This window comes from Nocardia sp. NBC_00403, assembly GCF_036046055.1.
In the GTDB taxonomy this organism is placed as follows: Bacteria; Actinomycetota; Actinomycetes; order Mycobacteriales; family Mycobacteriaceae; genus Nocardia.
In genome coordinates, this window is the sequence record NZ_CP107939.1 from 6,124,985 (window position 1) to 6,150,781 (window position 25,797).

General features: G+C 64.0%; 26 protein-coding genes and 2 pseudogenes. 15 read left to right on the top strand and 13 right to left on the bottom strand.

Annotated features, from left to right (window positions below):
* Nucleotides 1–211 precede the first annotated feature (211 nt).
* The 3 genes and pseudogenes from OHQ90_RS27145 (at nucleotide 212) to OHQ90_RS27155 (ending at nucleotide 3,417) form a co-directional block, all read left to right on the top strand.
* Entirely contained in the window at nucleotides 212–1,702 is a 1,491-nt protein-coding gene (locus OHQ90_RS27145) for a WS/DGAT/MGAT family O-acyltransferase (protein ID WP_328402151.1), read from the top strand.
* Nucleotides 1,703–2,150: 448 nt separating this feature from the next.
* Nucleotides 2,151–2,339, top strand: a complete 189-nt coding sequence (locus tag OHQ90_RS27150) for a hypothetical protein (protein ID WP_328402153.1) — start codon at nucleotides 2,151–2,153, stop codon at nucleotides 2,337–2,339.
* Nucleotides 2,340–2,503: 164 nt separating this feature from the next.
* A pseudogene (locus OHQ90_RS27155) lies at nucleotides 2,504–3,417 on the top strand (IS982 family transposase).
* A gap of 53 nt (nucleotides 3,418–3,470) precedes the next feature.
* Here the strand turns inward: OHQ90_RS27155 and OHQ90_RS27160 are convergent.
* The gene (locus OHQ90_RS27160; RefSeq protein ID WP_328402155.1) at nucleotides 3,471–3,806 is read right to left on the bottom strand and encodes a hypothetical protein; all 336 of its coding nucleotides are present in this window, start codon (nucleotides 3,804–3,806) and stop codon (nucleotides 3,471–3,473) included.
* A 343-nt stretch (nucleotides 3,807–4,149) separates the two neighbouring features.
* Nucleotides 4,150–5,034 carry an LLM class F420-dependent oxidoreductase gene (locus OHQ90_RS27165; protein WP_328402157.1) on the bottom strand — a complete coding sequence of 295 codons (885 nt, stop codon included), beginning with the start codon at nucleotides 5,032–5,034 and terminating at the stop codon, nucleotides 4,150–4,152.
* 113 nt (nucleotides 5,035–5,147) lie between these two features.
* Between OHQ90_RS27165 and OHQ90_RS27170 the strand changes: the two genes are divergently transcribed.
* The 6 genes from OHQ90_RS27170 to OHQ90_RS27195 all read left to right on the top strand — a co-directional run bounded on the left by OHQ90_RS27170 (nucleotide 5,148) and on the right by OHQ90_RS27195 (nucleotide 9,112).
* The gene (locus OHQ90_RS27170; protein WP_328402159.1) at nucleotides 5,148–5,738 is read left to right on the top strand and encodes a hypothetical protein; all 591 of its coding nucleotides are present in this window, start codon (nucleotides 5,148–5,150) and stop codon (nucleotides 5,736–5,738) included.
* Between the two features lie 224 nt (nucleotides 5,739–5,962).
* A complete protein-coding gene (locus tag OHQ90_RS27175; protein WP_328402161.1) occupies nucleotides 5,963–6,454 on the top strand; it encodes a TetR-like C-terminal domain-containing protein in 492 nt (163 codons plus the stop codon).
* Between the two features lie 107 nt (nucleotides 6,455–6,561).
* Nucleotides 6,562–6,876 (top strand): nuclear transport factor 2 family protein, encoded by a 315-nt coding sequence (locus OHQ90_RS27180; protein ID WP_328402163.1) that lies wholly within the window; start codon nucleotides 6,562–6,564, stop codon nucleotides 6,874–6,876.
* 42 nt (nucleotides 6,877–6,918) lie between these two features.
* Nucleotides 6,919–8,058: an alkaline phosphatase family protein gene (locus tag OHQ90_RS27185; RefSeq protein ID WP_328402164.1), complete on the top strand. Its 1,140-nt coding sequence runs from the start codon at nucleotides 6,919–6,921 to the stop codon at nucleotides 8,056–8,058.
* A gap of 127 nt (nucleotides 8,059–8,185) precedes the next feature.
* A complete protein-coding gene (locus OHQ90_RS27190) occupies nucleotides 8,186–8,509 on the top strand; it encodes a hypothetical protein (protein ID WP_328402165.1) in 324 nt (107 codons plus the stop codon).
* A 159-nt stretch (nucleotides 8,510–8,668) separates the two neighbouring features.
* Nucleotides 8,669–9,112, top strand: a complete 444-nt coding sequence (locus OHQ90_RS27195; RefSeq protein ID WP_328402167.1) for a GNAT family N-acetyltransferase — start codon at nucleotides 8,669–8,671, stop codon at nucleotides 9,110–9,112.
* A gap of 693 nt (nucleotides 9,113–9,805) precedes the next feature.
* Here OHQ90_RS27195 and OHQ90_RS27200 read toward each other — a convergent pair.
* A complete protein-coding gene (locus tag OHQ90_RS27200) occupies nucleotides 9,806–10,690 on the bottom strand; it encodes a hypothetical protein (RefSeq protein ID WP_328402169.1) in 885 nt (294 codons plus the stop codon).
* Between OHQ90_RS27200 and OHQ90_RS39570 the strand changes: the two genes are divergently transcribed.
* Entirely contained in the window at nucleotides 10,637–10,831 is a 195-nt protein-coding gene (locus OHQ90_RS39570; RefSeq protein ID WP_442941499.1) for a hypothetical protein, read from the top strand. The genes OHQ90_RS27200 and OHQ90_RS39570 overlap by 54 nt on opposite strands.
* Before the next feature lie 355 nt (nucleotides 10,832–11,186).
* On the opposite strand, the gene OHQ90_RS27205 is transcribed toward OHQ90_RS39570, so the two are convergent.
* Complete coding sequence (locus tag OHQ90_RS27205; RefSeq protein WP_328402171.1) at nucleotides 11,187–12,023, bottom strand: peptidoglycan-binding domain-containing protein; 837 nt, start codon at nucleotides 12,021–12,023, stop codon at nucleotides 11,187–11,189.
* 349 nt (nucleotides 12,024–12,372) lie between these two features.
* On the bottom strand, nucleotides 12,373–12,501 hold the full coding sequence (locus tag OHQ90_RS27210; RefSeq protein ID WP_328402173.1) for a hypothetical protein: 129 nt from the start codon (nucleotides 12,499–12,501) through the stop codon (nucleotides 12,373–12,375).
* Between the two features lie 163 nt (nucleotides 12,502–12,664).
* Between OHQ90_RS27210 and OHQ90_RS27215 the strand changes: the two genes are divergently transcribed.
* On the top strand, nucleotides 12,665–13,603 hold the full coding sequence (locus OHQ90_RS27215) for an undecaprenyl-diphosphate phosphatase (protein ID WP_328402175.1): 939 nt from the start codon (nucleotides 12,665–12,667) through the stop codon (nucleotides 13,601–13,603).
* Nucleotides 13,604–13,743: 140 nt separating this feature from the next.
* Here the strand turns inward: OHQ90_RS27215 and OHQ90_RS27220 are convergent, their stop codons facing one another.
* From OHQ90_RS27220 to OHQ90_RS27235, 4 genes and pseudogenes are all read right to left on the bottom strand, one after another.
* Nucleotides 13,744–14,592, bottom strand: a complete 849-nt coding sequence (locus tag OHQ90_RS27220) for a response regulator transcription factor (protein WP_328402177.1) — start codon at nucleotides 14,590–14,592, stop codon at nucleotides 13,744–13,746.
* Nucleotides 14,546–15,217 (bottom strand): annotated as a pseudogene (locus OHQ90_RS27225) (preprotein translocase subunit SecY); the annotation flags it as partial. The gene OHQ90_RS27220 and the pseudogene OHQ90_RS27225, both read right to left, overlap by 47 nt.
* A 547-nt stretch (nucleotides 15,218–15,764) precedes the next feature.
* Nucleotides 15,765–15,980: a hypothetical protein gene (locus tag OHQ90_RS27230; RefSeq protein ID WP_328402179.1), complete on the bottom strand. Its 216-nt coding sequence runs from the start codon at nucleotides 15,978–15,980 to the stop codon at nucleotides 15,765–15,767.
* A 238-nt stretch (nucleotides 15,981–16,218) separates the two neighbouring features.
* Nucleotides 16,219–17,898, bottom strand: a complete 1,680-nt coding sequence (locus OHQ90_RS27235) for a bifunctional 3'-5' exonuclease/DNA polymerase (protein WP_328402181.1) — start codon at nucleotides 17,896–17,898, stop codon at nucleotides 16,219–16,221.
* 387 nt (nucleotides 17,899–18,285) lie between these two features.
* Between OHQ90_RS27235 and OHQ90_RS27240 the strand changes: the two genes are divergently transcribed.
* Nucleotides 18,286–18,807, top strand: a complete 522-nt coding sequence (locus tag OHQ90_RS27240; RefSeq protein ID WP_328402182.1) for a hypothetical protein — start codon at nucleotides 18,286–18,288, stop codon at nucleotides 18,805–18,807.
* A gap of 115 nt (nucleotides 18,808–18,922) precedes the next feature.
* On the opposite strand, the gene OHQ90_RS27245 is transcribed toward OHQ90_RS27240, so the two are convergent.
* On the bottom strand, nucleotides 18,923–19,549 hold the full coding sequence (locus OHQ90_RS27245) for a TetR/AcrR family transcriptional regulator (protein WP_328402183.1): 627 nt from the start codon (nucleotides 19,547–19,549) through the stop codon (nucleotides 18,923–18,925).
* 127 nt (nucleotides 19,550–19,676) lie between these two features.
* On the opposite strand from OHQ90_RS27245, the gene OHQ90_RS27250 reads away from it, so the two are divergent.
* Both OHQ90_RS27250 and OHQ90_RS27255 read left to right on the top strand, forming a co-directional pair.
* Entirely contained in the window at nucleotides 19,677–20,072 is a 396-nt protein-coding gene (locus tag OHQ90_RS27250) for a nuclear transport factor 2 family protein (protein WP_328402185.1), read from the top strand.
* A 572-nt stretch (nucleotides 20,073–20,644) separates the two neighbouring features.
* Entirely contained in the window at nucleotides 20,645–21,001 is a 357-nt protein-coding gene (locus tag OHQ90_RS27255; protein ID WP_328402187.1) for a hypothetical protein, read from the top strand.
* Between the two features lie 274 nt (nucleotides 21,002–21,275).
* Here the strand turns inward: OHQ90_RS27255 and OHQ90_RS27260 are convergent, their stop codons facing one another.
* The 3 genes from OHQ90_RS27260 to OHQ90_RS27270 form a co-directional block, all read right to left on the bottom strand.
* Complete coding sequence (locus OHQ90_RS27260; RefSeq protein ID WP_328402189.1) at nucleotides 21,276–22,823, bottom strand: AMP-binding protein; 1,548 nt, start codon at nucleotides 22,821–22,823, stop codon at nucleotides 21,276–21,278.
* A gap of 82 nt (nucleotides 22,824–22,905) precedes the next feature.
* Nucleotides 22,906–24,033 (bottom strand): DUF5938 domain-containing protein, encoded by a 1,128-nt coding sequence (locus OHQ90_RS27265; protein WP_328402191.1) that lies wholly within the window; start codon nucleotides 24,031–24,033, stop codon nucleotides 22,906–22,908.
* 35 nt (nucleotides 24,034–24,068) lie between these two features.
* A complete protein-coding gene (locus OHQ90_RS27270) occupies nucleotides 24,069–24,872 on the bottom strand; it encodes an SDR family NAD(P)-dependent oxidoreductase (RefSeq protein ID WP_328402193.1) in 804 nt (267 codons plus the stop codon).
* Nucleotides 24,873–25,114: 242 nt separating this feature from the next.
* On the opposite strand from OHQ90_RS27270, the gene OHQ90_RS27275 reads away from it, so the two are divergent.
* A complete protein-coding gene (locus tag OHQ90_RS27275; protein WP_328402195.1) occupies nucleotides 25,115–25,750 on the top strand; it encodes a TetR/AcrR family transcriptional regulator in 636 nt (211 codons plus the stop codon).
* The last annotated feature ends 47 nt before the right edge of the window (nucleotides 25,751–25,797 follow it).

The following is a 25,797-nucleotide window of genomic DNA, read 5'->3' on the forward strand; positions in this document are numbered from 1 at the left end:
TGCCGAGCACGCGATCACGACCGGTCGACAACTAGAATCAATGACGCGTCTTCGACACGGACACTGGCGTCGCCGGACGAGCGGAGCGGCTCGAACGGTTCTCAGCCCCTGCAGATACCGACAGACCGTCAATGCGTCGCGGCACCATCATGCCGCCGCCCCTGAACCGAGTCGGCAGTCTGTCCCGCCCCAGCGACACCGCGGAGCCCTCATGATCCACGCCGACCTGAAACCCGCCCGCCACTTGGACGTCCGCATCACGACGCCTGGCCAACTCGCCGGCGGCCTACCCGCCAAGCCGGCAGCACCGCCACAAAGGATTCCGCTATCGAGCAATCGCGGGCCGTCTCGGCAGCTCAGCTCGCTCGACGTCCTGCTGCTCAATGCCGAAGCATCCACCATGCTGCTGCACGTCGGATCGGTCACGCTGCTGGAGCCGACCGCCGAAGGCAGTGTGTTGACCGTCACTGCATTGCGGAAGTTGATCGCGAGCCGCCTTCACCTGATCGCACCGCTGCGATGGCGATTGCGCACCGTCCCCTGGGGTCTAGATCTCCCCTATTGGGACGACTGCGACACCATCGACCTCGGATATCACGTGCGCGATACACGCCTGCCCGAAGGCTCGACCGACGTGGCGCTGGCGGATCTCGCGGCCCGCCTGCACGCGCAGCCGCTGGACCGAAGCCGACCGCTGTGGGAATGCCACCTGATCTCGGGACTGGCCGGAGATCGCCAAGCCATCTACACCAAGGTGCACCACGCACTGATCGATGGTGTGTCCGGTGCCGAAGTGATGGCCGCGGTCTTCGACGTCGTCCCGGAGTCGCAGCCGGTGCCGCCACCGGCCGACGGGGTCGAGCTGGGCCGAACTCCCAACCCTGCCGAAATGCTCGGCCGCGGCATCGCGAACACGATGACCCGCCAGGGCGACCGTCTGCGCCTGCCGTTGCGCCTTGGACCGATGCTGCCGAGCGCGCTCAACGATATGCGCAGGGTGAATCCCAGGTTGCCCGGGACCAGCCCCAACAGCACCGACCGCTCCTTTGCGTTCGTGTCCCTGCCCCTCGATACCGTCAAGCAGGTCAAGAACAGCTTCGGCGGCACCGTCAACGACGTCGTGATGACGTTGTGCGCCTCCGCATTTCGCCGCTGGCTGCTCGACCACGACGTACCCGCCGACGACCCCGCCGTTGCCGCGATACCCGTATCGGTCCGCACCCCCGAGCAGTGCGGCACCGCGGGCAACCAGTTCTCCATCATGCTGTGCGAACTTCCGATCGGTGAAGTGAACCCGCAGCACCGGATGAAACTCACCCACGCCGCCATGCTCGCCGCCAAGGAGCGCTTCCACGCCACCCCACCGTCCCTGCTGCACTACGCCACCGCGGTCCTCCCCCAGATCCTGCACGGCCTGGCAACCCGAATGCTGCTCCGCGCCGCCGCACCCGCACTCCCCCTGGCCAATATGGTTGTCTCCAACGTGCCCGGCCCCCAGATACCGTTGTACGCCGGAGGAATTCGCGTCGCAGGCAGCTATCCCATCTCCGTGCTCACCGACCTGTCGGGCCCACTCAACATCACCGTGATGTCCTACAACGGCCACCTCGACTTCGGCATCCTCGCCTGCACCGACACCATTCCGGATGTGTGGAAATTCGCCACTTACTTGAAAGACGCTCTCGCCGAACTAGTTCCGTAGCTTCGCCGAACCGTTCAGTACCTACGCACACGTTTGCATCGTCAGCAGCGCCGAGACGTCATGAAACGCAGCGGATTTGACTGAATGCTCGAGTCATCTGCGGAAATGGGTGGGTTCAAATCCACTATCCTCCGCTGAAACAGCAGGTCAGGACACACTTTTCGGTGCCTTACCTGCTGTTGTTTGTTGACCGACAACGCCGACCGCTCACGAAATAGTTCAGAGCCCGCAGGTCAGCAGCGCTTTCGGCATCCGACCCTCAGGGGATCTACTCCGCTGTCCGCTACCGCTGACGCACTGAGACGGGGACAGCGTGCACCTGGAAGCTGCTCTCGCCGACCCAGACGGGATCTTGATCGCCACTGCCACTCCCCGCGTGATCCCGCTCGGCATCTCCGCCCCTAGATGAGTGATTCCAAGGGTTGTGGTGCGCCGTTAGAATCCGAGTATGGCTCGACGACGGCATGTGGCACGCGGCGTGCCAGGCGGATACCGCGTGTGGGACAGCAAGGCTTGCCGTTGGTGGGGCGACCTGTATGAGTTGTGCCCCGACGAGTTGGTGGCCGAGCTCAACAATCCTCACCGCCCCGACCGGATCACTGAACTCACCAGACAGGCGCGAGCCCTCAAGCGTTGAATGTTGTATGCCGGAGCTGGTAGGTCGCTGAAGTCATGGGCCCCTGCGCGGGTCAGCCGCGCAGCGGTCGGGTTCCGTCGTTGCCTCGCGGATGCCGCTGTTGTGAAAGTGATTGTCAGGAAGTGGATTTGAGAAGTTGGGCGAGGGCGTCGTAAGTCAAGGTTGTGAGCAATGACATCGACACCCTCGCCACCGCACTCGATGTCACCACCGACGACCTGTTGAAGCTGCGCCCGGATCTGGCGCCCCGGCGTCCGGCAGTCGGGTTCGCGCCCCGGTTGACCGACGCCGAACTGGTGACGTCGGCGGTAATGCAGGCGCTGCTCGGGTTCACCTCCGAGGCCCGCTGGCTGCGGTATGCCCGCACGCATCTGCGTCCCCTGTTTCCATACCTGCCGAAACAACCCGGCTACAACAAGCGGCTACGCAATGCCGCCGCCATGATCATCGCGGTGATCCGGGTCTTGGCTTCCGACACGAGTCTGTGGACCGACGACGTGTGGGTGGTCGATTCCACACCAATCGAATGCGGCCGCTCCCGCGAAACCGTGAAACGCTCCGACCTGGCCGGATGGGCCGAATACGGGTACTGCGCCTCGCATTCGCGCTATTTCTGGGGCCTGCGCCTGCATCTGGTCGCCACGCTGGGCGGGCTGCCGATCGGATTCGCCCTGACCGGCGCGAAAGCCGACGAACGCGAGACTCTGATCGGCATTTTGCACGCCGACTCCACACTGGTCGTGCAGCGGCCAGGACAAAACCTGATCTGCGATAAAACTACTTCGGGGCCGGGTTCGAATCCGGCCTGGCCGATGCTGGGCTGCGCCTGCTGCGTCCTGCGCGCAAAGGCGAACCCGAACGCCCGGGAAGTGCCCTGTTCAGCCCCCTGCGCCAATCCGTCGAGTCGATCAACCGAACTCTCAAAGCCCAACTGGACCTGGAACGCCATGGCTGTCGCACCCCAGCTGGAGTCATCGTCCGCATCCTGCAACGCGTCCTCGCGCTCACCGCCGCGATCTGGCACAACGACATCACCGGCGCACCGATCCACCGCTCGCTGACCGCCTATGATCACTGACCTCTCCCAAGCCAAGGGAGGACCGCAAAGCCGGTCCCCTTGGAATCACTCATCTAGGGAGTCTTGTCGAAGCGCACTGCGAGTGCCTGCACGTCTGCCGGGGCCTTCCAGATGAGCTCGACTTTCTCGAGGTCATATCCTCCACTGCACGACGAATCGCTGAACAGGGAGGCCGAGTCGGAGGTGCCGTTCTCGAACCTCATCGCGCCACCCTGAAGCTGCAGACAGGTGCCGCTCGCCGGGTCATCGACATGGATGAGCTGCCCGGCTGCGGTGAGGTACGAGAATCTGCCGACTGCCGCATGCGCACCGCCGGGCGTCAACGCAAGTAACGCAAGCGCCGCCGCGCCCGCAAGGACAATTTTCCTGAGCTCACTCGGCGATCCCATGATCCTCCCTCTCCCGGCCGCCACCCGACGAAGTCGACACTTTCCTCGTTCCCCGCAGAGTCTTCCATCACGCCCGATTTCAGATCAGCCCTTTGCTCGAAAGCACTACCCGATCAAGCGAACCTTGGCATGGTGGAACGTGTGTCGTCGAACGCGGCACGGGCGACAAGCCCACCCTCGAGACTGCCCTCGCCACTCCCTCGACCACCGGCACGACCGCCATACTTCACCACTACGTAAGCCAAATCTATTGGGATACAAGGAAAATGAAGAATCGGCGCCGCTCGCTCGAAGACATCGTCGATGTCATCACGAATACAGGGGCCGGAAACGCCGAAGCACGCTAACGCAGGAGCGGAATCACCGGCGCAAAGTTCTCCATGCTGTCCTCGAGCACGGTGATGTAGCTGATGCCGTACCGCTCGCGGCGATCGCGTAACCGCTGCGCCATCTCCTCTGGCGTCCCGATCAGTAGGATCGGCAGCTCTTCCGGACTCTCCGCGACATCCGGCGGCAGTGCGGGACCGAATACTTCCAGTACAGCCGCCAATTCATGCGGCGGAACGACGCGCTGGATCAGGATATTCAGCTCCACCTGATCTACTCGCGCGCCGAGCAGATTCCGCACGTAGTCGATCCGCTCCGCGGTTTCTTCGAGCCCCGCCATCTGCAGCGGCCCACCGTTGCGTGCCGCCGCAGCGCCGGTGAACCCGATGATGTCGGCGTGCTTCGCCGCAACGCCGAGCAGCCGATCACCCCAGCCCGCAATGAGCATCGGCGGCCCGGACGGCTGTGCGGGGCGCGGCTGATATTCCGGATCGGAGAAGAGGGCACGCAGCGTGGTGACCGTCTTCTCCAGGTGCTCGACACGCTTACCGCCACTGGCGAACGGGATGCCCGCCGCCTCGAATTCGGACTGCACATAGCCCGCACCCAACCCGAGCTCCACTCGACCATCGGTGAACTGGTCCGCACCCGCCACATCGCGAGCAAGCAACACCGGGTTGTAGAACGGCGTGTTCAGCACGAAGGTGTTCAGCCGGACTCGCTCGGTCGCCTCGGCCGCCAGAATCATCGCGGGAAACGGCGCAGGCATCCCGAGATGATCGGCAACTCCGATCACGTCGTAGCCGAATTCCTCTGCTCTACGGCACTTTTCGATCCAATTCACGCGGGATTCGGGAACCACCATGTTGACGCCGAACCGGAACGGACGTTGCACAGTCATCTGGTCTGTCTACCATCACGATTCGACCGGCAGGGCACCGGCGGTATGCCGAATCGCTGTCGGACCGTGCTGGCAGAGTGTGCACCACTGCTCAAGGAGGTGCTCGACAAATCATGGGTGACTACTTCGAACGGATCGTCGACATCGAGGTGACCGCTACCGAGGCGGACGCGGTGGCGGCCCGGATGCTGGACTGGATGATATCCCGGCGGCTGCTCACGCGGGAGATGTCCGGTGAGGCGATGTACAGCCTCGGGGTGGACAAAGGTTATATGCCAGGACCGGATTGGGCGCAGGTCACCCAGGAATGGGGCGACTGGATCCCCGGGCCGGTAGCCGTGATCGTCGGGCGCGCCGCTCACTTCGGCGGGCAGGGCGGGATCGAGCCGGAGTCGGCGGTGTGCCCGCACTGCCACGCCAAGACCGTGGTTATCGATTACCCGCAGCAGTGGGAACCCGATCCCGAGATCTGGCGGCCGTTCCGGGACGGCATCGACGCATGGGAGCAGACCGGGGTCGGCACTGCCGCCTGCAATTCCTGCGGTGACGCCATCCCGATCACCGATTGGGAATGGCCGTGGGGGTTCGCTCTCGGCGCACTCGCCTTCGACTTCTGGGGTTGGCCACCACTCGCCGACACCTTCATCACCGAGTTCGGCGCACAACTGGGACACCGCATCGAGCATCACACGGGCAAATTCTGACGCATCCGGGCCCTTCCACGGCATGTTCAGCACGCCGCGACCAGCCGGTCAGCTCACCGATGAATTCCCAGGCGGCACGCTCGGCGAGGTCTTGCTTTTCTGGTAAGCCGCGCTGCGCTCGACCACCGACCAGTCCGCCTCGGTGCGTACCGCCTCGGGGTCGTCGTGATCGAACCGAGGGCATCGGCGCGGTGAGTCTGCGCCGCGTGGCCAGGGAGGCGGGTGTGAGCACCGACGCGCCCTATCATCACTTCGCCGACCGCGCCGCACTGCTCGCCGCACTGTCCACCCAGGGCTTCCAACTCCTCGGCAACGAAGTGACGGCCGCACGCGCGGCCGCGGACACCCCACTGCGAGCGCTGACCGCACGCGCCGAGACCTACGTGCGGTTCTCGCGCGAACATCCCGGACACTTCCGGCTGATGTTTCGCCCCGAACTCTCGCAACCCGACAAGCATTCCGACGCCATGGACGCGGGCGACGCCGCGTTCGCGGTACTGGTCGACACCGTCGCCGACTGTGTCGCCGCGGGCTTGCTGCCCGGCGACAAAGCCGACACCATCGCCGTCGCCTGGTGGGGACTCGCGCACGGTCTCGCCTCACTGTGGCTCGACGGACAATTGGAAAAGCGCTCGGCCCAGCTCGGCACCGAGGCCCCCGCACTGGTAGACGACATCATGCGCACCTTCACCGCACTCATCGCGCCCAGCGCATAACGCGCACCGCAACGTCACACGTCCGAGGACAGAACTGCCCTAGAGTGAGTGCCGGATATTTGCTGTTTCGCCCCACGCTCCCCACCTGATTCGAGAGGGAAGACCGGATGACCGCACCGCAGCTCGATCCAGTGGTTCAAGAATTCGTGGACGCGCTCAATGACAACGACCAGGACCGGTTGTTCGCGGTCCTGACCGATGACGCGTCGATGTCCGACGACGGTGTCGAACGCAACCTCGGGCAGTGGACCGACTCCGAGATCTTCGGCAGCAGCGGTCGGATGGAGATCGAATCGATCGGCGACGGCGGCACCGAGCTGGTGGCCAACTACACCAACTCGCGCTGGGGATCGATGCGCACCAATTGGCGCTTCATCCTTCGCGACGGCAAGGTCAGCCGATTCGAGACCGGGCAGGCCTGAAACTCTTGCGGACACAGCCCTGATATTGACAGGCTGACGCACGTGTTCGTCGCGCCCCGTTACGGTACGGGCTCACTCGCAGATCTGTTTCCTTCGCTCCTCGCCGGGCTCGGTGTGCCCGGCGAGGTCGACCGGCTCAGCCTCGGCTGCACCGCCGACCGCATCTGCGTGCTCTTGGTGGACGGCCTCGGCGCCGAGGCGCTCGCGGCGAATGCCGATGTGGCGCCGTTCCTGTCGAGTCTCGTCCCGGCCGAGCTCGCGGCGGGCTTCCCCAGTACCACCGCGACCAGCCTGAGCTCTCTCGGCGTCGGTGTCCCACCCGGCGAGCACGGGATCGTCGGCTACCTGATCAACGTTCCCGGCTACGACCGGTTGGTGAATTCACTGCGCTGGCGCCTGCACGGCGAAGGACCGAAGGTCGACCTGCTGCGCGAGCTCATCCCGGAGAAAATCCAGCCCAACGCAACGGTTTTCGAACGCGCTGCAGCCGATGGCATCGCCGTCACACAGGTCGCCCCGCACTATCAGGCCGGCTCCGGGCTCACCCGAGCGGTGCTGCGCGGCTGCGAGTTTCGCCCCAACGTCTCGACCGGCGACCTCGTCGCCGGCGTCGCCGAAGCACTGCGCGCGGGCGACCGCGCACTGATATACGCCTACCACGGCGACCTCGACACCACCGGCCACGTGCGCGGGCCGTCCTCGGACGCATGGCTGCTGGAATTGGCGCACGTCGACCGCCTCGCCGCCACCATCGCCGAACACCTACCCCCGAACGCCGCACTGGTCGTGACCGCCGACCACGGCATGGTGGAACTCGACGCCCGCATAGACTTCGACAACACTCCACCCCTCCAGGACGGTGTCGCCCGCCTCGGCGGCGAACCCCGTGCCCGCCACGTCTACACCACCGGAGGCGCCGCCGCCGTCGCCGCGACCTGGCAGGAATTCCTCGGCGCCGACTTCCACGTGCTGTCGCGCGCCGACATCATCGCCCGCGGCTGGTTCGGCCCCACCGTCTCCCCCCACGTCGCCGACCGCATAGGCGATCTGGTCGTGGTCGCCGCCGGTTCCCGCGGCATCATCCGCACCGGCGCCGAGCCACTGCAAGCGATGCTGATCGGCCATCACGGATCCCTCACACCTGCGGAAATGAATGTGCCGCTGCGCGTCTATCGCACGTGATCGTGCGGTACGGCGCGGTGTACGGCGAACTCGCGCGCAGACCATAGCGAACGACCAGCCTGATTGGCCCTACGCTGGGGGCGATCGTCGCGGACAATGCCGCGCGACCAGCTGCCAGGAGGAATAGATGAATGCCACGCTGTCACGGACCGGCCGGACCGGCCTCGGGGTCGCGGCGGTCGTGTTACTGCTGGCGGGGTGCAGTGATATCGAGCGAGTGCTCAATCGCGGTGGTGACACGCCCTGCAGCGAATACGTCAAGCAGGACCAGGACACCAAGCGGGTGACGATCACCAAGTTCATCAAGGAGCAGACCAAGGATGATCACGAGCCTGCGGGCACCGTGGTCGATGCGACGATCATCTCCGTGGACCTGCTGTGCGGCACGCAGCGCAATGCGGATACGCCGATCAAGAAAGCCGATGTGGCAGGCATTTTCATCACGAAGTGAGTTCGGGACGAACAGCGTTGCGCCCGGTGACGGATGGGCGCAACGCCGCCGGCGGCTCGACCGAGGCACCGCGTTCCGGCGGGTAGAGGCCACTCGACGAGTCCTGTTGTGACAAGCCGGAAAGGATTCGACGCAAGCGTTCTCCAAGCGCATCAAGCGATGACCGACCAAGACGACTTCGGTTTCGCACTTGGCCTGACACCGACTATGACCTGGCCGCAGTACCTCTCGGCGTTGGACGACTACCGACGCGGAATCAACCTGCCCGAGGGCATCGTCGCAGCCACTTTCCTGGCTGCCACCCTCGATCATCAACTCGTCGGGCGTGCAGCGATCCGACACACCCTCAACGCGGCCTTGCGACGTCGAGGCGGCCACATCGGATACGCCGTCCTCGCTCAGCATCGGCGCCGCGGATACGGGACCACCATCCTTGCACAAAGCATCACCATCGCCCGCGCGCTCGGCATCGAGCGCATCCTCATCACCTGCGACGACACGAACGCCGGCTCACGGCGGATCATCGAATCCTGCGGCGGGGTCCTGGAATCGGTCGAGCCGTGGACTGATGGCACTTTGATCCGGCGGTACTGGATCGACTGAGCAGCGATCGGACGGTGCGTTCCACAGTGATTCTAGAAGTGGTCTGATCTGAGGGCGCCGCTGTGCGGCGCCCTCAGCTAGTGAGTCGGAAGATGTTGCCTGCGTTGGCGTGTCGGCGCCCCGACGCAAGCGAGGTCTCCGGTAGATGGTTCAGCGATGAAGAAGAACCTGAATACCGGAGACCTCGTGACCAGCGTATCGGTGGCTGGTGTGCGAACAGGGCCGCAAAGTGTTGTCGCTGGTGATCACCGCTGGTCAACGCGGTGACAGTCCTCAGTTCACGATGGTGCTCGACGCTATCGCGGTGCCTCGACTCGGCAACGGCAGGCCCCGCACCCGCCTGCAGCAGGTGCGCGCTGACAAGCACATACAGCTCCCGCGCCAACCGTGCGTACCTGCGTGAACGCCGAATCAAGGCCACCATCCCGATCAAGGCCGACCAAGCCGCCCACCTCCAGAAGAAGGGTTCGACCGGTGGACGGCAACCGGTGTTCGACGCCGAGAACTACAAAGCAATATCACGCTGTGGAGTGCGGAATCGGTCAACTCGAGGAAAACCCTGCTGTGGCGCCACGATTCGACAAACTCGCCGTCCGATACCTGGCCACCGTCAGCATCGCCGCCATCAACCAATGGCTACGACACGGGTGAGAGCGGGCACACGCCCGCCCTCACCCACATTCAAAAGACGAGCTAAGACGTCCACAGCTCAACGACAGAGTCAGCGGGTATGAACTGGTGGCCGTTTTCCGTACACGTGCCGCGGCCGAACAGGTAGGTGAGCTGTCGAGCAAGTGTGTGCTGTCGTGCGGCGGCGGCGAGTCGATGGAGTCTGTGGCCGAGACCGGTCAATTCGTCAGGATGACTCGCAACCAGGGGCCGCCGGGTGACCGTCTCGGGCGGGTAGCCGCCCGTGCAGGTGAAAAACCCGCGTTCGCCGAGGTATAGGTCCATCGCTGCCCAGCATGCGGGACAGATGATCTCGAATTCCTCGTCGAGCAGCCCTATCAGTTGTTCCGACCAGATCGTGGCATCCTCGAATGCCAACACCGCTTGCACACGGAGGACGAAGGAAGTCGGATCGTGATTGTCTTCGGGACTGTTCTCGGCCAGTTCGACCTGTGCTTCCCGAAGCAAGGTGGCGATGTGGCCAGCGTATCGCTCGCGTATCTCGGCGGTGTACGGATCGGCTTTCGCGAGGAGAGCACCCGCGAGCTGCACGGCTTCGAAACGGTCACTCGGGGCGCCGTCGGCGGCGATAGCAGCAAGCTCGGGCACTGCCGCGCAGGCGACATCGCTTGGATACTGGTGATAAAGCTCATCCCACAACTCTTTCCACACCATGGCATCCGAACCTCGAGAGGACAGCCTCGCCAGAAGAGCCATCACGTGCTCATCGAAAGCATTCGACACCGCGTCATCCAAGCATGTCGGATGTAATGAGGCCCAGAGCTGGCCGACACACGGATCGCCCGACCGACCGGCGAGAGCCTCCAGCAATTGACCGATCGCGCCACCAGAACCTTGACAGCGCTGGCGAAAGCACACCCCGGCCAGACCGTGATCGTCGGCAGCCACGGAACTTTCATCTCCCGGGCACTGGTCGGGTTCGGTTGCTCTGGTGCGGACCAGGCGTTCAGTGCAGCGATGCCGATGCCTGCGATCTACCGACTCGACTTCACCGGTCACCAGATCCACACTGCCGGGCCAGGTCTCTGACTACCCGGCTCGCAACAACTGCCATGGACGACCGAAACAGGCATCGACGTCAGCTGGACGCTCGATGACATCGTCGACCGCATTCACAGTGACGTGCCGGCGCAATGACGTTGGATTGCACGGCTTCCGACAACCTCACGTACCAGAACGAGTACAGGTCGCCACCACGCGACGCGAAGCCACGATCGTGCGAGCCATCCCCGGCCAGCGCGCCGGGCGAGTTATGGCGAAATCCGTTGGCACAACACGGGGCCGGCCCCGACAGGAACGGCGCGGAAACCGCCGGGACAGCATGTGGAGACTGTCCGGTTGGGCTCACCCGCACCTCAAACCTCGGTGGTTGGCCGCTGGCCGGTCAGAACATGTCGACAACCCACACCTCCAGGTCGGCCAGGGGATTATTCGGCTCCGTGGGACTGGCGATGCGATGCTGCTGGATTACCGTGCCCAGGCTGAGGATGTCGGCGCGGGGCGTCTTGAACTTTTCCTGGTTCGAGGCGTAGGTGAAGCGGCATCCACCGACCAAAGCCGACTGGGCGATCCGCCGGATCTCGTTCAAAGTCACCGCGCTCAGCGGTGAACTGCGCACGCAGATATCGCTGGCGCATCCGTCGACCAACGTTGAGGTCATCGGTCGGCCGCTGGCGTGCTGGGGTTCGGTCGCGAAGTCGGCGAAGCCGATGTAGTCGGTCTCTCCCTCGCCGTAGATGTTGATCTTCATTGCGTTGCCGATGGGATTGATCGGGGTGCCTCGATGCTCGGCGCGCCCATCAGGCCCTGGGTTGGCCACTCGCGGCGGGGTCGGACACAATTGGTGAGTATGCGGCAGACCCGCCTCCGTCGGCGAGACGAAGCTGGTGGACAGTGGGGTCGACCTCTCCAGGACGTCGATTTCGTCGTCGAGACTCTTGATCGTGCCCTTGCCGACAATGCGATCAGCTGCGTCCTGGCCTGGGGCCAGAATGCCGCGCGCGTTCTTGTAGTCCTCGACCGCGTCGCCGGTGTCTGTTCCGTAACGGCCGTCGACCTCGAGACCCGCATCGTCGATCTCGTTGAGCGCGATCTGAATCCGCCGCACGTGCTCGCCGACACCGTTGATCCCCTCGCCGATATGCGCAGGATCGGAAACCAGGCAGTTCTCCAGCTGTTGGTCGCGGTCCGGCGAGGTGAACAGCATGCTTTTCAGGCCCATGGTTCGTTATCCTTTCGATGCGCTGTTCGGCACGTGAACCCGCGGTGTTGGCGAGGATCGTCGCGGATTGGTCATGGCAAAAAGTCTGGTCGCCTGATCTGGTGCGGAGGCGGGTTCATGATGGTTCACGATCATCAGACCTCCCAACTGGCGTGCGGCGAGGACGGATGCGACCAAACGCTAGCGCGCTCAGCCCGCTAGGACCCGAGTAGTCCACTACGCGGATTCAGGTCCATCGGCCTCGCGCACCCGCCCCCGACTCCCCGCCGAAATGGCAACCTGTCACGCTCTCTTCCTCGCTCATGTGTCACTGATGACATCGGGGCCTTTGGTCATCGAAGAGGGTCGATCATCGCTCGGCCAACTCGCCTGGTGGCTTGAAGTCGCAGCCGAAGGCAGGTCTGATCGGGACGGTGGTCGGCTCTGCGGCATGTTCGAAGAACGGCCAGCCGCGGTGGCCGAGCTCATCGACCGTCACACAACGAATTGGTAGCCCGGCAGGCGAATGCGGGCGAGGTCGGCCGCGGTAACAGGCGGGCTCGAATGAGACGAAAGCCGCTGAGGGAAGCGGCATTCGGCCATATCGGTCCGTGCGCAGGGCCCTGCGGCGTTGCCGTTGTGCGCATGCGAGACTCGTCGCGATGCTCACCTATTTTCAAGCGACTGTCATCGGTGCGGTGCAAGGTGTCACCGAACTGTTCCCGATCTCGAGCCTCGGGCATTCCGTGCTGGTTGCCGCATGGCTCGGAGGTGATTGGCAGAAATTGGTCGGCCCGGGCGAGTCGGCCACGGGCACACCGTATCTGGCGTTCGTGGTGGCCTTGCACGTGGCGACGGCGGTGGCGCTGATCGGCTACTACTGGCGGGACTGGTGTGCCATCGTCGCCGGTTTCATCACCACGCTGCGGACCGGGCGCCGCGACACCGTCGCGCAGCGGTTGGCGTTGCTGATCGTGATCGCCACCATTCCTGTCGGTGTCCTCGGGCCGTTGCTGGAACATCCACTGCACGCGCTGTTCGCGGCGCCGCTCTGCGCCGGCGTCTTTCTGATGCTGAATGGTGTCGTGCTGATCGTCGGTGAGGGATTGCGCCGGCGCAATGAGCCTTCGCTGGCGGAATATGGGCGACGGTTCGCCCGACAGGAGGCCCTCACTGGGGTTCTCACCGCCGAAGCGCAAACCCGCCGCCAATCCGACCGCCCACTGGCCGCCCTCGGGATCCGGGATGCCGTCGGTATCGGCTTCGCTCAAGTCGGCGCGCTGCTGACCGGGTTCAGTCGGGCGGGCCTGACCATGGTCGGCGGCCTGTGGCGCGGTCTCGAATACAAGCATGCGGCCAAATTCGCTTTTCTGCTTGCGACTCCGGCGATCCTGGGCGCGGGGATACTGGAAATACCGGAACTGGTCGGACCGGAGACCGAGGGCATCCGAGGACCGGTGCTGGTCGGCGCCATCGTATCCGGACTGTCGTCGTGGCTGGCCGTACGGTTCCTCGAGCGGTACTTTCAGACCCGCACTCTGCTACCGTTCGCGGTTTACTGCGTGGTCGCCGGGGTGCTCTCGATCGTCCGATTCAGCTGAAGTCTCGGCCTCGAGCTCCGCCCGATCCCATCCAGACCTATCGCTGTGGCACCACCGAGATGACGTCAGCCACGCGGCTTCGAGAGGCAGTCCGACCCCCAGAATCTTGCGTCAACCGAGCCAGGTTGCCTCAGCGGGTGTCAGGAGCGAGGAACCAGGCGATGGGTATGGGCATAGACGACGGCGTGCACACGATCGCGAACACCGAGTTTGGCGAGCATGTTGGAGACGTGGGTCTTGACCGTCTGCTCGCCCACGCCGAGGGCGCGGGCGATCTCGGGGTTCGTGTACGCCTTGGTGATCAGAAGCAGGACCTCGTGTTCGCGGGCGGTGAGTGTCTCGACTTCCGGTGCGGCGGGGAATGGTTCGATTCCGTCGGTCAGCCGCGCGATCAGACGGCGCGTCAGGCGTGGATCGATCAGGGCAGCGCCGCGTGCCGCAATCCGGATGGCGGAGATCAGATCCTGGGACGGCAGCGCTTTGGTGAGGAACCCGCTCGTGCCGAGACGCAGTGCGCGGTAAAGGTTCTCATCGGTGTCAGAGGTGGCGAGGGTGAGGATCCGAGTCCTACTACCGAGTGCTGCGATCGTCTCGATGGCGGCCGTGTCGTCGAGACCGGGCATGTCGAGGTCGAGAATGGTGACGTCGGGTTGTAACCGCTCCATTTCCCTTATGGCGGTGACAGTGTCGGGGACCTCCGCGATGCAGTAGATGTCCGGCTGGGTGCCGACCACCGCCCGCAGGCCCGAACGAAACAGTGCGTGATCGTTGGCCAGCAACACTGAAATCGTCGAATGCTGTGCAGCGGTAAGGATGTCGACCGGCGGTGCGCCTGCCGATCCGCACGGGTCGAACTCCACCGTCTCGCCACGCCTGGCGATCGGGGTGTCGGCGTGCGCGTAACTCACCGACAGCATCGTGGCGGTGATCGCGAGCAAGAGCGACGACACCACCCGAAGCAGGGGGCGTGTCGAGGTAGTCGTGGCCATGATCTACGACTTGACTCGGGATTCGAGCCGCGATACCGGCGAAGATCAGCAGCGACATACCGTTGCCGATACCGCGTTCGGTCACCAGTTCGCCGATCCACATGACCACCGCCGCGCCCGCGGTCATCACCAGCACCGTGACCACCATGCCGAACGGCGATCTGTCCGCCAGGATGTTCGCGGGGCAGCCGCGCAGTAGCTGCCCATGCGCAGCCAGCGCTACCAAGGCCGACGCCTGCAGGACGGCCAATGTCATTGCGAGATAACGGGTGTACTGCGTGACCTTGGCTTGACCGGACTGGCCTTCCTTACGCAGCTCCTCGAACCGCGGGATCACGACGGTCAGCAGCTGAGTGATGATGCCAGCGGTGATGTACGGCACGATACCGATCGCGAACACCGACAGTTGCAGCATCGCGCCACCCGAGAAGAGATTGATGAGCTGATAAATCCCGGCGGAGTCTCCGCCGGAGACGAATGCGGTACAGATGCGAATCGACTTGTAGTCGACACCGGGCGACGGAAGCATCGCTCCGAGGCGGTACAGCGCGAGCAGGCCCAGTGTGAAAAGGAGCTTCCGCCGTAGGTCCGGTGTCCGGGAAGCCGATACGAGGGCGGGAAGCACATATCCTCCTGACAAACGACGCGTGTGATGGACAGGCGCTCACTCTGTGAAAGGAGGAGCCGAACCTGCCGCGCGACTTGGACAGTACGGAAATTCATGCCTTGGCCACGTCGGCCGCGGGTCGGATTTCGATCTCCCCCGACAGCGGGAGTCATCGGCTCCGGAAGTCTCGGCAGCGCACGTTATTCGGCATGCGTGTGTTGAGTTGTCGTGTGCCCGACGCTATGTCGGCGGCGAGGATGTGCGCTACGAGCGCGGAGTCGAACAGGTTCGTTGAATCGCGCGCCGCGTGAGCAGGCTTCGAACTGTAGGTGCGAAAGTCATAGTGTCGGTGGCTCGTTCGGTCCATGACGCAGGTGGGGTAGAACCCTGTTACACCGTCTCCGACACCGACGGAATCCGATGGTCACCGGAATCACCGCAGCGAATCACAGAGGAAGCCCCGGAGCCGATGCTCCGGGGCTTCCTCTCTTCTCTGGAATGCTCGGCTATCGGCGGCACCGGCCGCACGGCCGGACGAGCGGAATGACGAGCTTCAAGGTGCGAGTCAGAACGAGCAGTCTGTTGGACGGCCTGCCCAGCCGCCCTTCAGGAACCGGATCACGGCGCAGAATATGTCCTCCGACAACGATCCGATGGGCGTCGCGGTCGACGTCGCGGTCGACGTCGCGGCGTTCGGTGCGGCAGCGGGTTCCGCGGTTGCCAGCCCGGCGGGTGTGAGCAGGCCGGCCGTCACGGCGGCGACAACGATGAGCTTCTTCATCTGGTGTCCTGTTCGTAGGGGTTGTGGATCGCGAGCCATGATTTCACATTCGACCGATCACAGCGGGCGTCGCAACTGCCTCGGATGACGTCCGACACTCACGCGTCCTAGTCGGTGGCGCGGGCCGGCGGTCCAGGTCGGGGTGTGCTGGCGGCGATGCAAGAGCGACGAGAAGGCATCTCCCGCACCGGCATTCGCCTGGGCGTGCCTCCACTCACCGGGGCGGCACTGCGCATCCTCACTTGGCGTCCCAGTAGCACTCCACCACCGCTGTCGTGAACGGGAACCGCACGGGTGTCGGCCCGAAGGCGATCCGGCCTGCGGCCTCTGCCGCGGTTGCGATCGTTTCGGCGACCGTCGTGGCCTCCTCTGCCGGGCAGTGCACGATTACCTCGTCGTGCTGGAAGAAGACCAGTTCGGCGCGGAGCCCGGCGCGAGTCATCGCATGACGCACGCCCGCCAGTACCAGCAGGGCCCAGTCGGCGGCGCTGCCCTGCACCACGAAGTTACGTGTGAAGCGGCCACGAGCGCGCGCTGCGGAGGTGCCGCCGTACCCGCTGAACTGCTCCTCCTCCCGGGTCAGGTCCGACTGGTCGGGCGACGCGACCAACAGCGGCGGGCAGGTGCGACCCAGCCAAGTGCGCACCAGGCGGCCTTCCTCACCGGCGCGAGCCGCGTCGTCGACATACGCCACTGCGGCCGGATAACGCCGACGGAGTCCGGCCATGTGGGTGAGGGCATCGCCGGAGGTCTGGCCGTAAATCGCTCCCAGTAGGGCGATTTTGGCCTGGGCACGGTCGCCGCCGAAGGCTCGGACCGCCAGATCCGCGTACAGATCTTCGCCGCGTCCGGCCACCTCCATCAGACCTGGGTCGCGGGAGACTGCAGCAAGTACTCGCGGCTCCATTTGGTCGGCGTCGGCGACCACCAGACACCATCCCGGGTCCGCACGTATCGCTTGACGGATCACCTTGGGGATCTGCAGCGCACCACCGCCGTTGGTAGTCCACCGGCCCGAAACCGTACCGCCGGGCAAGTACTCGGGACGAAAGCGGCCGCCGTGCACCCACTGCTCGAGCCAGGACCAGCCGTGAGCGGTGTACAAGCGGTAGAGCGATTTGTAGGCCAGCAGTGGCGCTACCGCAGGATGATCGATCTGCTGGAGCTCCCATTTTCGAGTGGAAGACAACGAGATCCCGGCGCGGGCGAAAGCTCTGATGATGTCGTTGGGCAGGTCTGGTCGAACCCGGACGCCTTCCCCGAAGGCCCGCGAAACTTCGTCGGCCAACTCCACCATCCGGCGCGGTTCCAGCCCGCCAGGAAAGCGCTCACCCAGCAGCTCGTCCAGCAACTCGCGGTGGACGTCCGCGCGCCACGGGATCCCCGATCGCGACATCTCGGTGGCAACCAGCATGCCCGCCGATTCGGCGGCAAGGAGCAGCCGCATTCGCTCCGGATGTTCGGTCTTCGCGGTACGGGCCAGCTGTCCCCCGTAGACCTCCAGTAGGGCGTTGAACTCGTCCGTGCCGGGTGGCAGCGGTACCGGGCCCGACTCGAACAGCGACGGCTGGGTCTCGGCGGCCCGTGCTGGCGCATCCGGCGGGACGGGCAGGTTATGCAGTCGCGCCCAGGCGGCCGCCAGCGAGCGGGCCTGGCCCGACTGGCCCTCCTCGTGGCCGATCAGCAGAGCCTCCGCGGCCTGCACGTCGTAGCAGCGCTCGACCCGCACTCCGGCCGCAAGCAAGGGTCGGTATATCTCGGCCGTGGATCGCCAGACCCACCGCTCGACCTCGGGGCGTGAGCGCACCGCCTCGGCGATCGAGGGCTCGCGTATCACTGGTCCCGCGGGCCGACCGTCCTGATCGAGTGGACACAGACGCGCACCTCCGTCGCCTGTTTCCGCCACCGCCCATCTCACGTCCCCGAGTCTTGCACCAGGGACATCGGCTTCCGACATCCACCTCGGTGGCGGCATCGAACCGACTGAACAATTGGACAATCCCTTTGGTCACCCTGAGCCGGCGGGCGCGGCGAACGACACCGATGACGCGTAGCCGATCCGAAGCTCGAGACCCCGCATAAGTGTTGGCTTACACAGCTTTACGCCGCAGCAGTCAGCGACTATGCAACGAATACAGCGACGTTCTCACCGCGCGATCAGCAGCAAGACATGATGTTCGCCTGTGAGCTCTCACGAACTTCGGCCCGGACCGGCCAGTCCTCGGTGTTCGGTCACCATCGGACTCACCAACTTTCCGTGTAGCGTCTGGAATGTACCCAATTCAGAGCCATACGGGGGCGACACATGATGGTTCGCACATCACATCCGATTGTGGACGCCGTGCTCGATCGGCATTCCCAAAAGCTGGGCGATGCGTTGCCGGTCTATCGCAATCATGTATTCCGCAGTCTGAACTATCAGCAGTTACTGTTGGGCGAGCCGGTGCCCGACACAGCGGCACTGGCGTGGGCCGTACATGACCTGGGCATCTGGACCGCCGGAACCTTCGACTACCTGAAGCCCTCGGCGGATCTGGTCACCGAACACGCCGCCGAGTTCGGAATCGACGACATCGACAGTGCGCGACGGATGGTCCTCGACCATCATCGACTGCGCCGCAACGACGACCGATTGACCGAAACGTTCCGTATCGCCGACCGCATCGACGCAAGCCGTGGTCTGTTCCGCCGACCGGTGACTCGCGCAGATGTCAAAGCTGTTGTCGCACAGTTGCCCTACCTCGGCTTTCATCGGTTCCTCGCAAACCAAGTCACCACCTACGCGCTGACCCACCCCACCCGCCCGCTGCCCATGGTCCGCTGGTAGGTCGACCGGAGCCGCGTCGGGATTCATTCAGCAACGTAGCCAACTCGATTCTCCGAGGATGTGCTGCGGTTGCTGGACGCCCGCTGCATCGCGTACTTCCCGCCGCCGATGCGCCCTACCCGCGCGACTCGGGTTCCGAGTCGACCGCGAGACCGGAAATGAGCTGCTCGATCACCGAGCCGATGGCCGCGGCGTCCTCGGCGTCGCCTTCGGAGTGCGCGAGGCATTGGGCGGCCTCGTCCAGCGCGCCCACGATGACCAGCGCGAGCGGCCGCACAGGTTGGGTTCTGATGCGTCCCGCGGCGATGGCCCCGGCCAAGGCGTTCTCCACCAGACCGATCGTGTGTCGCAATTCGATCTCCCGCCAGAGGCTCCAACCGAGCACCGCAGGCCCGTCCAGGAGCGCGATCCGTCGCACTTCCGAACTGGTCGAGGCCTGCAGCCACGCCAGACAGCCCACGATCAGGTTGGCGATCGGATCATCGGAATGCGACTCGGCGACCGCGGCACCGATCACCTCGACCAGACTGCGTTCGAGGTCCTCGAACACCGCCACGAACAGATCCCGCTTTTCGCTGAACTGGTGATAAAGCGCACCACGACTGACACCGGCGGCCTCGGCGACCGCGACCGTGCTCACCGCGCCATATCCATACTGGCCGAACAGTTCTCGCGCCGCACGGATCACCGCACCGCGCGTCGACGCCGAGCGTTCGGCTTGGGTTCGGCGATCAGCGTTCATAGCGACGTTGAAGTCTAGGGCAGCACCGAATCCGTCGTCGATCCGAGCTACTTCGACCCTTGACCAGTGATATCGCCATCCGGGAACATACAGTCATCCTGTTTGTATCTTAGAAGGATTTCTGATTATGCCCGCTTCCACCAAAGATCTGTTCGAGCGCTACCACGCCTGCTGGGCTGACCGCGACCTCGACCGCATCGCAGCCCTGCACGCCCTCGACTCGTTATTCCACTTGCACTCCGGTAGCAAACCCGCTCGCGGGCGCGCCGAGATCCGCGCCGCCGCCGCGGAGACCTTCGCCCTGGTCCCAGACCTGACCTTCCACCTGGTCAACCTGCGGGTCGGCGACGACTTCTGGGTGGTCCAGTGGAGGCTGTCAGGCACCTCGGTCACCGGCGGCACCGTCGATGTGGACCTCGCAGATGTGGTTCTGATCGAGGATGGCGCGGTGCGAGAGAAGCACTCCTACGTCGACGGGGTGGCGATGCAAGCCGCGCTGGCCGCCACCGCCGATATCGCCTGAGCCAGCAGAGCTCGGGGGCGCACTCCGCACACCACCCAGGTCTCGAAAGCTCAGGCCGAGGGGCACCGGTCAGGTGGCCGAGCGCGATCTGCTGCAGATAATGCTGCGGAGCCACCTACCCAAAACGGTGCGGTTCGCCCAAATCAGCACCGTCGCTACGACCGGTGCACCTGCCTGCGGCTACTTCGTTTCGCACTTCGTCTCGAAAGTGCGCCCACGTGCCGGAATTCCGCGCCCGATCGTACGGATTCTGCCGCACCGGCGTAACGGTTCCATAAATCACAACCAGGGTATTTATTCTCTTCACTCGGCCGACAGCAAGTGTGAACGATCACATTTCCCCCGGTTGAGTATCACTGGCACATGTTGGTCACGAATCGGCATCGCCTACGTGTTCGATTTTCTGTGATGCGATCGAGGTTTCCCCGAGGCCATACCTCTGGCAAGCTTTCCGCAACTGGAGTTATCTATAACTATCGCTAACGGCTGTGATGCCGACCACAGCGACACGTGAACAACGATGCCCGCAGATCCACCCTCGGCCGACCGGGGCGGCCCGCTTGGAGAACATCATGGTCACCAGAGCTTCCATGCATTCACTCGATGCCTTTACCGTCATCGGCGACCGGAGCCGGGCCAGCGCCCGCAGTCGACTGCCGCAGCAGCGCAGTATCGATGACGAACTCGCGCCACTGGGAATACCAGCTCTGGCGCTGGGAATGATGCTGATCGGCACCGGGTTGGCCTTCCTGCCGCTGATGCGAGCGTGGGCCGGCGACTACGGCCCGCTGATGGTCTGCACCGCCTACATCCTGTACCTGAGCCTCGCAATAGCGCTGAGCATGTGGGGTGTGCGCCGGATCCGCGACCACCGCAGATTCGTGTCCCGCGCGGGCGATGCAGCGCAGAGCGCCCTCAATCGAAGATGAAAAGGCTCTGAGACTGGCAGCATCGCTACCACTCGCTACCACCGGCGGCACGGCCGCGGCGGACAACCTCGTCGATCGACACGATCAACGTCCAGCACCTAACGCTCGGTCCGCCCTCGCTCGGCACGCTTCAGGCAGGCTTGAAATCACCTCTCACCAGCGCGATTGCGCGAAACCCTCCGAATATTCCGTCGCAGCTCACAGCTGTGGATCCCGCGTCGAGCATCTACTGCGTGCTACCACCGATTCGGCCACCACTCCGCCGAGCCCGACGTCAGTCGTCGATCTCGCGGTCGTGCAGCAGGTGGCGCTTGACCTCGTTCTTGAGAACTTTGCCGAGCTTCGAACGGGGTAGATTTGGCCAAACCTCCACCTGTTTAGGAGCTTTCACGCTACCCAACAGATTGCGTACGAAGGCAACTACTTCGGGGCCCGTCACATGTTGGCTGTCGTGTAGCTCCAGTACTGCGGTCACCCGCTCGCCCCACTTGTCGTCCGGCAGGCCGATCACCGCACAGTCCCGAATCGCAGGATGGGTCATCAGCGCCTGCTCGACCTCGGTCGAGTACACATTGAAGCCTCCTGTGATGATCATGTCCTTGGCACGGTCGACGATGAACAGATAGTTCTCCTCGTCGAGGTAGCCGATGTCCCCGGTGTGATGCCAGCCGTATTTCCCGGCCGCCTCCGACGCCGCCGGATCTTTGTAGTAGCCGGCCATGACGAGGGGGCTACGAATGACGATCTCGCCACGCTCACCGGCACCGAGTAGCCGACCCTCGCCATCCATGATCGCCGTCAGCACCAGTGGCGTCGGCCGTCCCGCCGAGGAAAGGCGGCCGCGAGCAAGGGTGCCGTCGGCATGGAAGTGGTCCTTCGGCGCCATGGTCGAGATCATCATGGGCGCTTCGGTCTGACCGAACAATTGAGCAAGCACCGGGCCGATCTTCTCGATCGCCTCTTCCAGCCGCGCCGCCGACATCGGAGCCGCCCCGTACCAAAGGCACTCCAAGGATTTCAGTTCAGCGGATGCGAGGCCTGGATGGTCCAGCAGCATGTAGATCAGGGTCGGCGGCAAGAACGTATGGGTGACCTGGTGCCTCTCGATCAGTGATAGGAACTCGGCCAGCTCGGGTTTCCGCATGACAACAATCTCGCCACCGAGTGCCATTACCGGAAAGCAGAGCACACCCGCGGCATGCGTCAACGGTGCGAGCGCCAGATATCTCGGCCGTTGGTGGAACGGATAGCTCATCAGTGTCAGAGCTGACATCGTGGCAATGTTGCTGCCGGTCAGCATCACCCCTTTCGGGCGCCCGGTGGTGCCCCCGGTGCCGACAATCATGATCACGTCGTCGACCGGTTCCGCCTGCCAGGGCTCGGCGGCCATCCCGTCGAGCCACTGCTCGAATGGTATTGCCGCCGGAATCTGCCCCTCGAGAGACACCAACGTAGTCAGCTTCGGTAGGTCCGGAAGGATCTTTGTGACGAGTTCGGCGAACGCCTCCTGAACGATCAGGCAAGTGCAGTCGAAAAGATCGAGCAGATCCCGGTTTTCCGCCGCTTCATTGCGTGGATTGATCGGGCACCACACCGCGCCGGCTCGCGCAATACCGAAAACGCACGCGAACGCGACCGGGTCGTTTCCGGAGAGGATCGCCACTTTGTCACCCGGCCGCACACCGGACCGCGCCAACGCGCGAGCCACCTGCCACGACAGTCGTTGTACCGCTTCGTAGCTCAGTGATTCACCGTCCGTCGTGAGACACGGCGACGACGGCCCAATGGAGGCCCCCTTGTCGAGGTATTCGGTCAGACGCACAATGCCGTCCTTTGTTCAGGTGCGGACTCGGATCCGATATGGCGTGGGCCCCGGCAGGTGGTGAGCCGGGAGCCCGACGCGATCAGCTATAGACAGAATGGATCGGCTCGAGCACCAGCCCGAAACTTCGCAGCACACCCAACAGTTCACGATGTCCGAACGCCTGGCATGCGGAGGCGAAGCCGACGCGCTTCGGTGCCTGCTGAAGCAGCGAGTACGCCGAAAATGCTTGCAGCAGACCGGTTTGCTTGTAGTTGGAATTGCCGTGGATCACGCAGTGAGCGCGGCCGAGTGGGCCCGACGCGTGCACAGAGTCCATCGAGGTATTGATGCGCGGATTCTCCCGCGGAGGCATCTCGCTACGCACAGCGGCGGCCTGCTCGTCGAGGATCTTGTATTTCTCCGAATCCGGAAGTCCTTGTATCTGTTCGACAACGGCTTTCACGATCAGCGGCACACCCTGCATGAGTTGGCGATCGAAGACTCCGCCGAGCGCCTTGACATTGGCCACTCGCGGATCGCGCTTGAACCACACCGGGTGCGATGTGCCGCCCCACGGCAGCGCGAGACCCGCTTCATGTTGCCCGGGCACCGTGACGTCGTAAAGGCCGGCGTCGGCAGGCCATTCGAGGTACCGATTCTGTTCCAGGTAGTGCGCTTTCGACAGCGCGGCGTTGACGAGGATCGTCCTGGTCGATGCGACCGTCGGGAAGCCCTTCCAGAAGACCAGGATGTCGAGGGTGTCCAGGCCGGGCGTCTCCAAGCAGATGTTCGCCGCGATCTCACCTGTGGTGTACATCTGCGCGACACCTGGTGCGAGCAACAGCCCGTGCTCCCCCATCCGCTCACCGTAGGTTTCGTCGCACTCGATCAACCAGTCCTGCTCACCGGTGGTGTCGAGGTAGTGCGTGCCTGCTCGGATACACGCCTCGACGACCTCGTGGCCGTACTTGGAGAACGGTCCGACGGTGTTGCAGACGACCTCGGCGCTGCTGAACAATTCGGTCAGCGATTCGACCTCGTGGGAAACCTCGACGACCTCGTACTCCGCGGTCTCGATGCCGGGAACCTTGTCGATCGCTTCTTGGATGCGCCGCTTATCACGTCCGGCCGCGATGAAGGGCACGCTGTACTCGCGAAGGTATTCGCAAATCAATCGACCGGTGTACCCGGAGGCCCCGTACACAACAACGGGTTTGGCAATAGTCATGGATCAGCCTTTCGGAAGTTGGTGGAGTGCTCGGGTCACATGCCCATGCCGCCGTCGACCGGAAGGCCTGCGCCGGTGATGAAGCGAGCGGAGTCCGACGCCAGGAACACCACAGCGTCAGCCATCTCGGACGCGACGCCGAGGCGGCCGAGCGGAGTCAAGCCGACGACTGCACCGACGGCCTCCTCGGCGCTCGGGAACAGGCCAAGGGCAACAACATCATTGGCGAGCTTGATGCCCATCTCATTGGCCACCAAGCCGGGATAGACGCAGTTGACCCGCACGCCGTAGCCGAGCTTGCCGGACTCCATGGCCGCGACCCTCGTGAGTCGATCGAGACCAGATTTCGTCGCCGAGTAGCACGCGATTCCCGGGAACGCGATGGTCGCGGCGACCGAGGAGATGTTCACCACGGCGCCACCTGCGCCTGCCGGACCGCCCGGACGCATCGCCCGGAATGCGTGCTTGATGCCGAGCGCGGGACCGAGCAGGTTGACTTCGAGCATCCGACGGGCTTCGTCCGGGTCCAAGTCGGCCAGTAACGCGGTGACTTCCAGCCCGGCATTGTTGACCACGATGTCCAAGCCACCCAGTTCCGCAATCGTCGCGGCAACGGCGGCTTCCCAACTCGCGTCGTCGGTGACATCGAGGGAGACGAATGCCGCCTTGGCACCGGACTGCTTCAACGCGTCAGCGGTTGCCCTTCCGGCATCCTCCTTGATGTCTCCGATTGCGACGGCCGCACCTGCACGAGCGAGTGCCTCGGCCATCTCGGCTCCGAGGCCGCCCGCACCACCGGTCACCAGCGCTGTTCGTCCGGTCAGGTCATAAGCACCCATGTAAATCTCCTCTTCGAGATGAGCCTTTGGCGGTGTCGTCGCCAGTTACGCCGAATGCCAGTTGCTGTGACGTACGCCATACCTTATCAATCTCTTGACAGTCGTCAAGCTTTTTCTTGACAGTCGTCAAGTTTTTTTGTGACACTTGTCAAGACCTCGAACGGCTCATCCGAGCCGCACGGCGATAGACTCGATCGGTGCTCGCACGGTGCGGGTAGCGAGAGCCGACAGGGAGGTTCACCGTGACTGACGTGACGGAACGCAACCGCGAACGGATCTCGCGCCGGCAGGTGGACAAGTTCACCGAACGGCGGGCACAGTTGGCCGCGTCCGCGCTACAGACCCTCGCCGAACTCGGATACGCCCGGACGAGCCTGCGCGAGATCGCACAGAACTCGGAGTTCTCCCACGGTGTGCTCCACTATTACTTCAGCGACAAGGTGGACCTGCTCACCCAGTCCGTCCAGCAGTACGAAGCAGCGTGTGTGACTCGCTACGACGAGGTCGTCGCCGCCGCGACCTCGGCCGAAGAGCTCCAGAAAGGTTTTGCCGCCGCGATGGCGACCACGCTGCGAACGGACGCCCCGATGCACCGGCTTTGGTATGACCTGCGCAACCAGAGCCTCTTCGAAGAAGGGTTCCGAGCCGACGTACTGGATATCGACCAACGACGTGAACAGATGATCTGGCGAGTGGTCGAGAAGTACGCCGACCTCACCGGACTACCTCTCGCTGTCACGCCACCAGTGGCCTACGCCATTTTCGACGGACTGTTCCAGCAGGCCCTGTTGAGGTATCTCGCGGGTCGCGACGATGTGATCGACGAACTCGACGCGAATGCCCAACAGGCGTTGGAGCGCTCGGTCAACCGTGGCTGAACCTTCGGGCACCTGATCTCCACAACGGATCAACGTCTATCAAACCG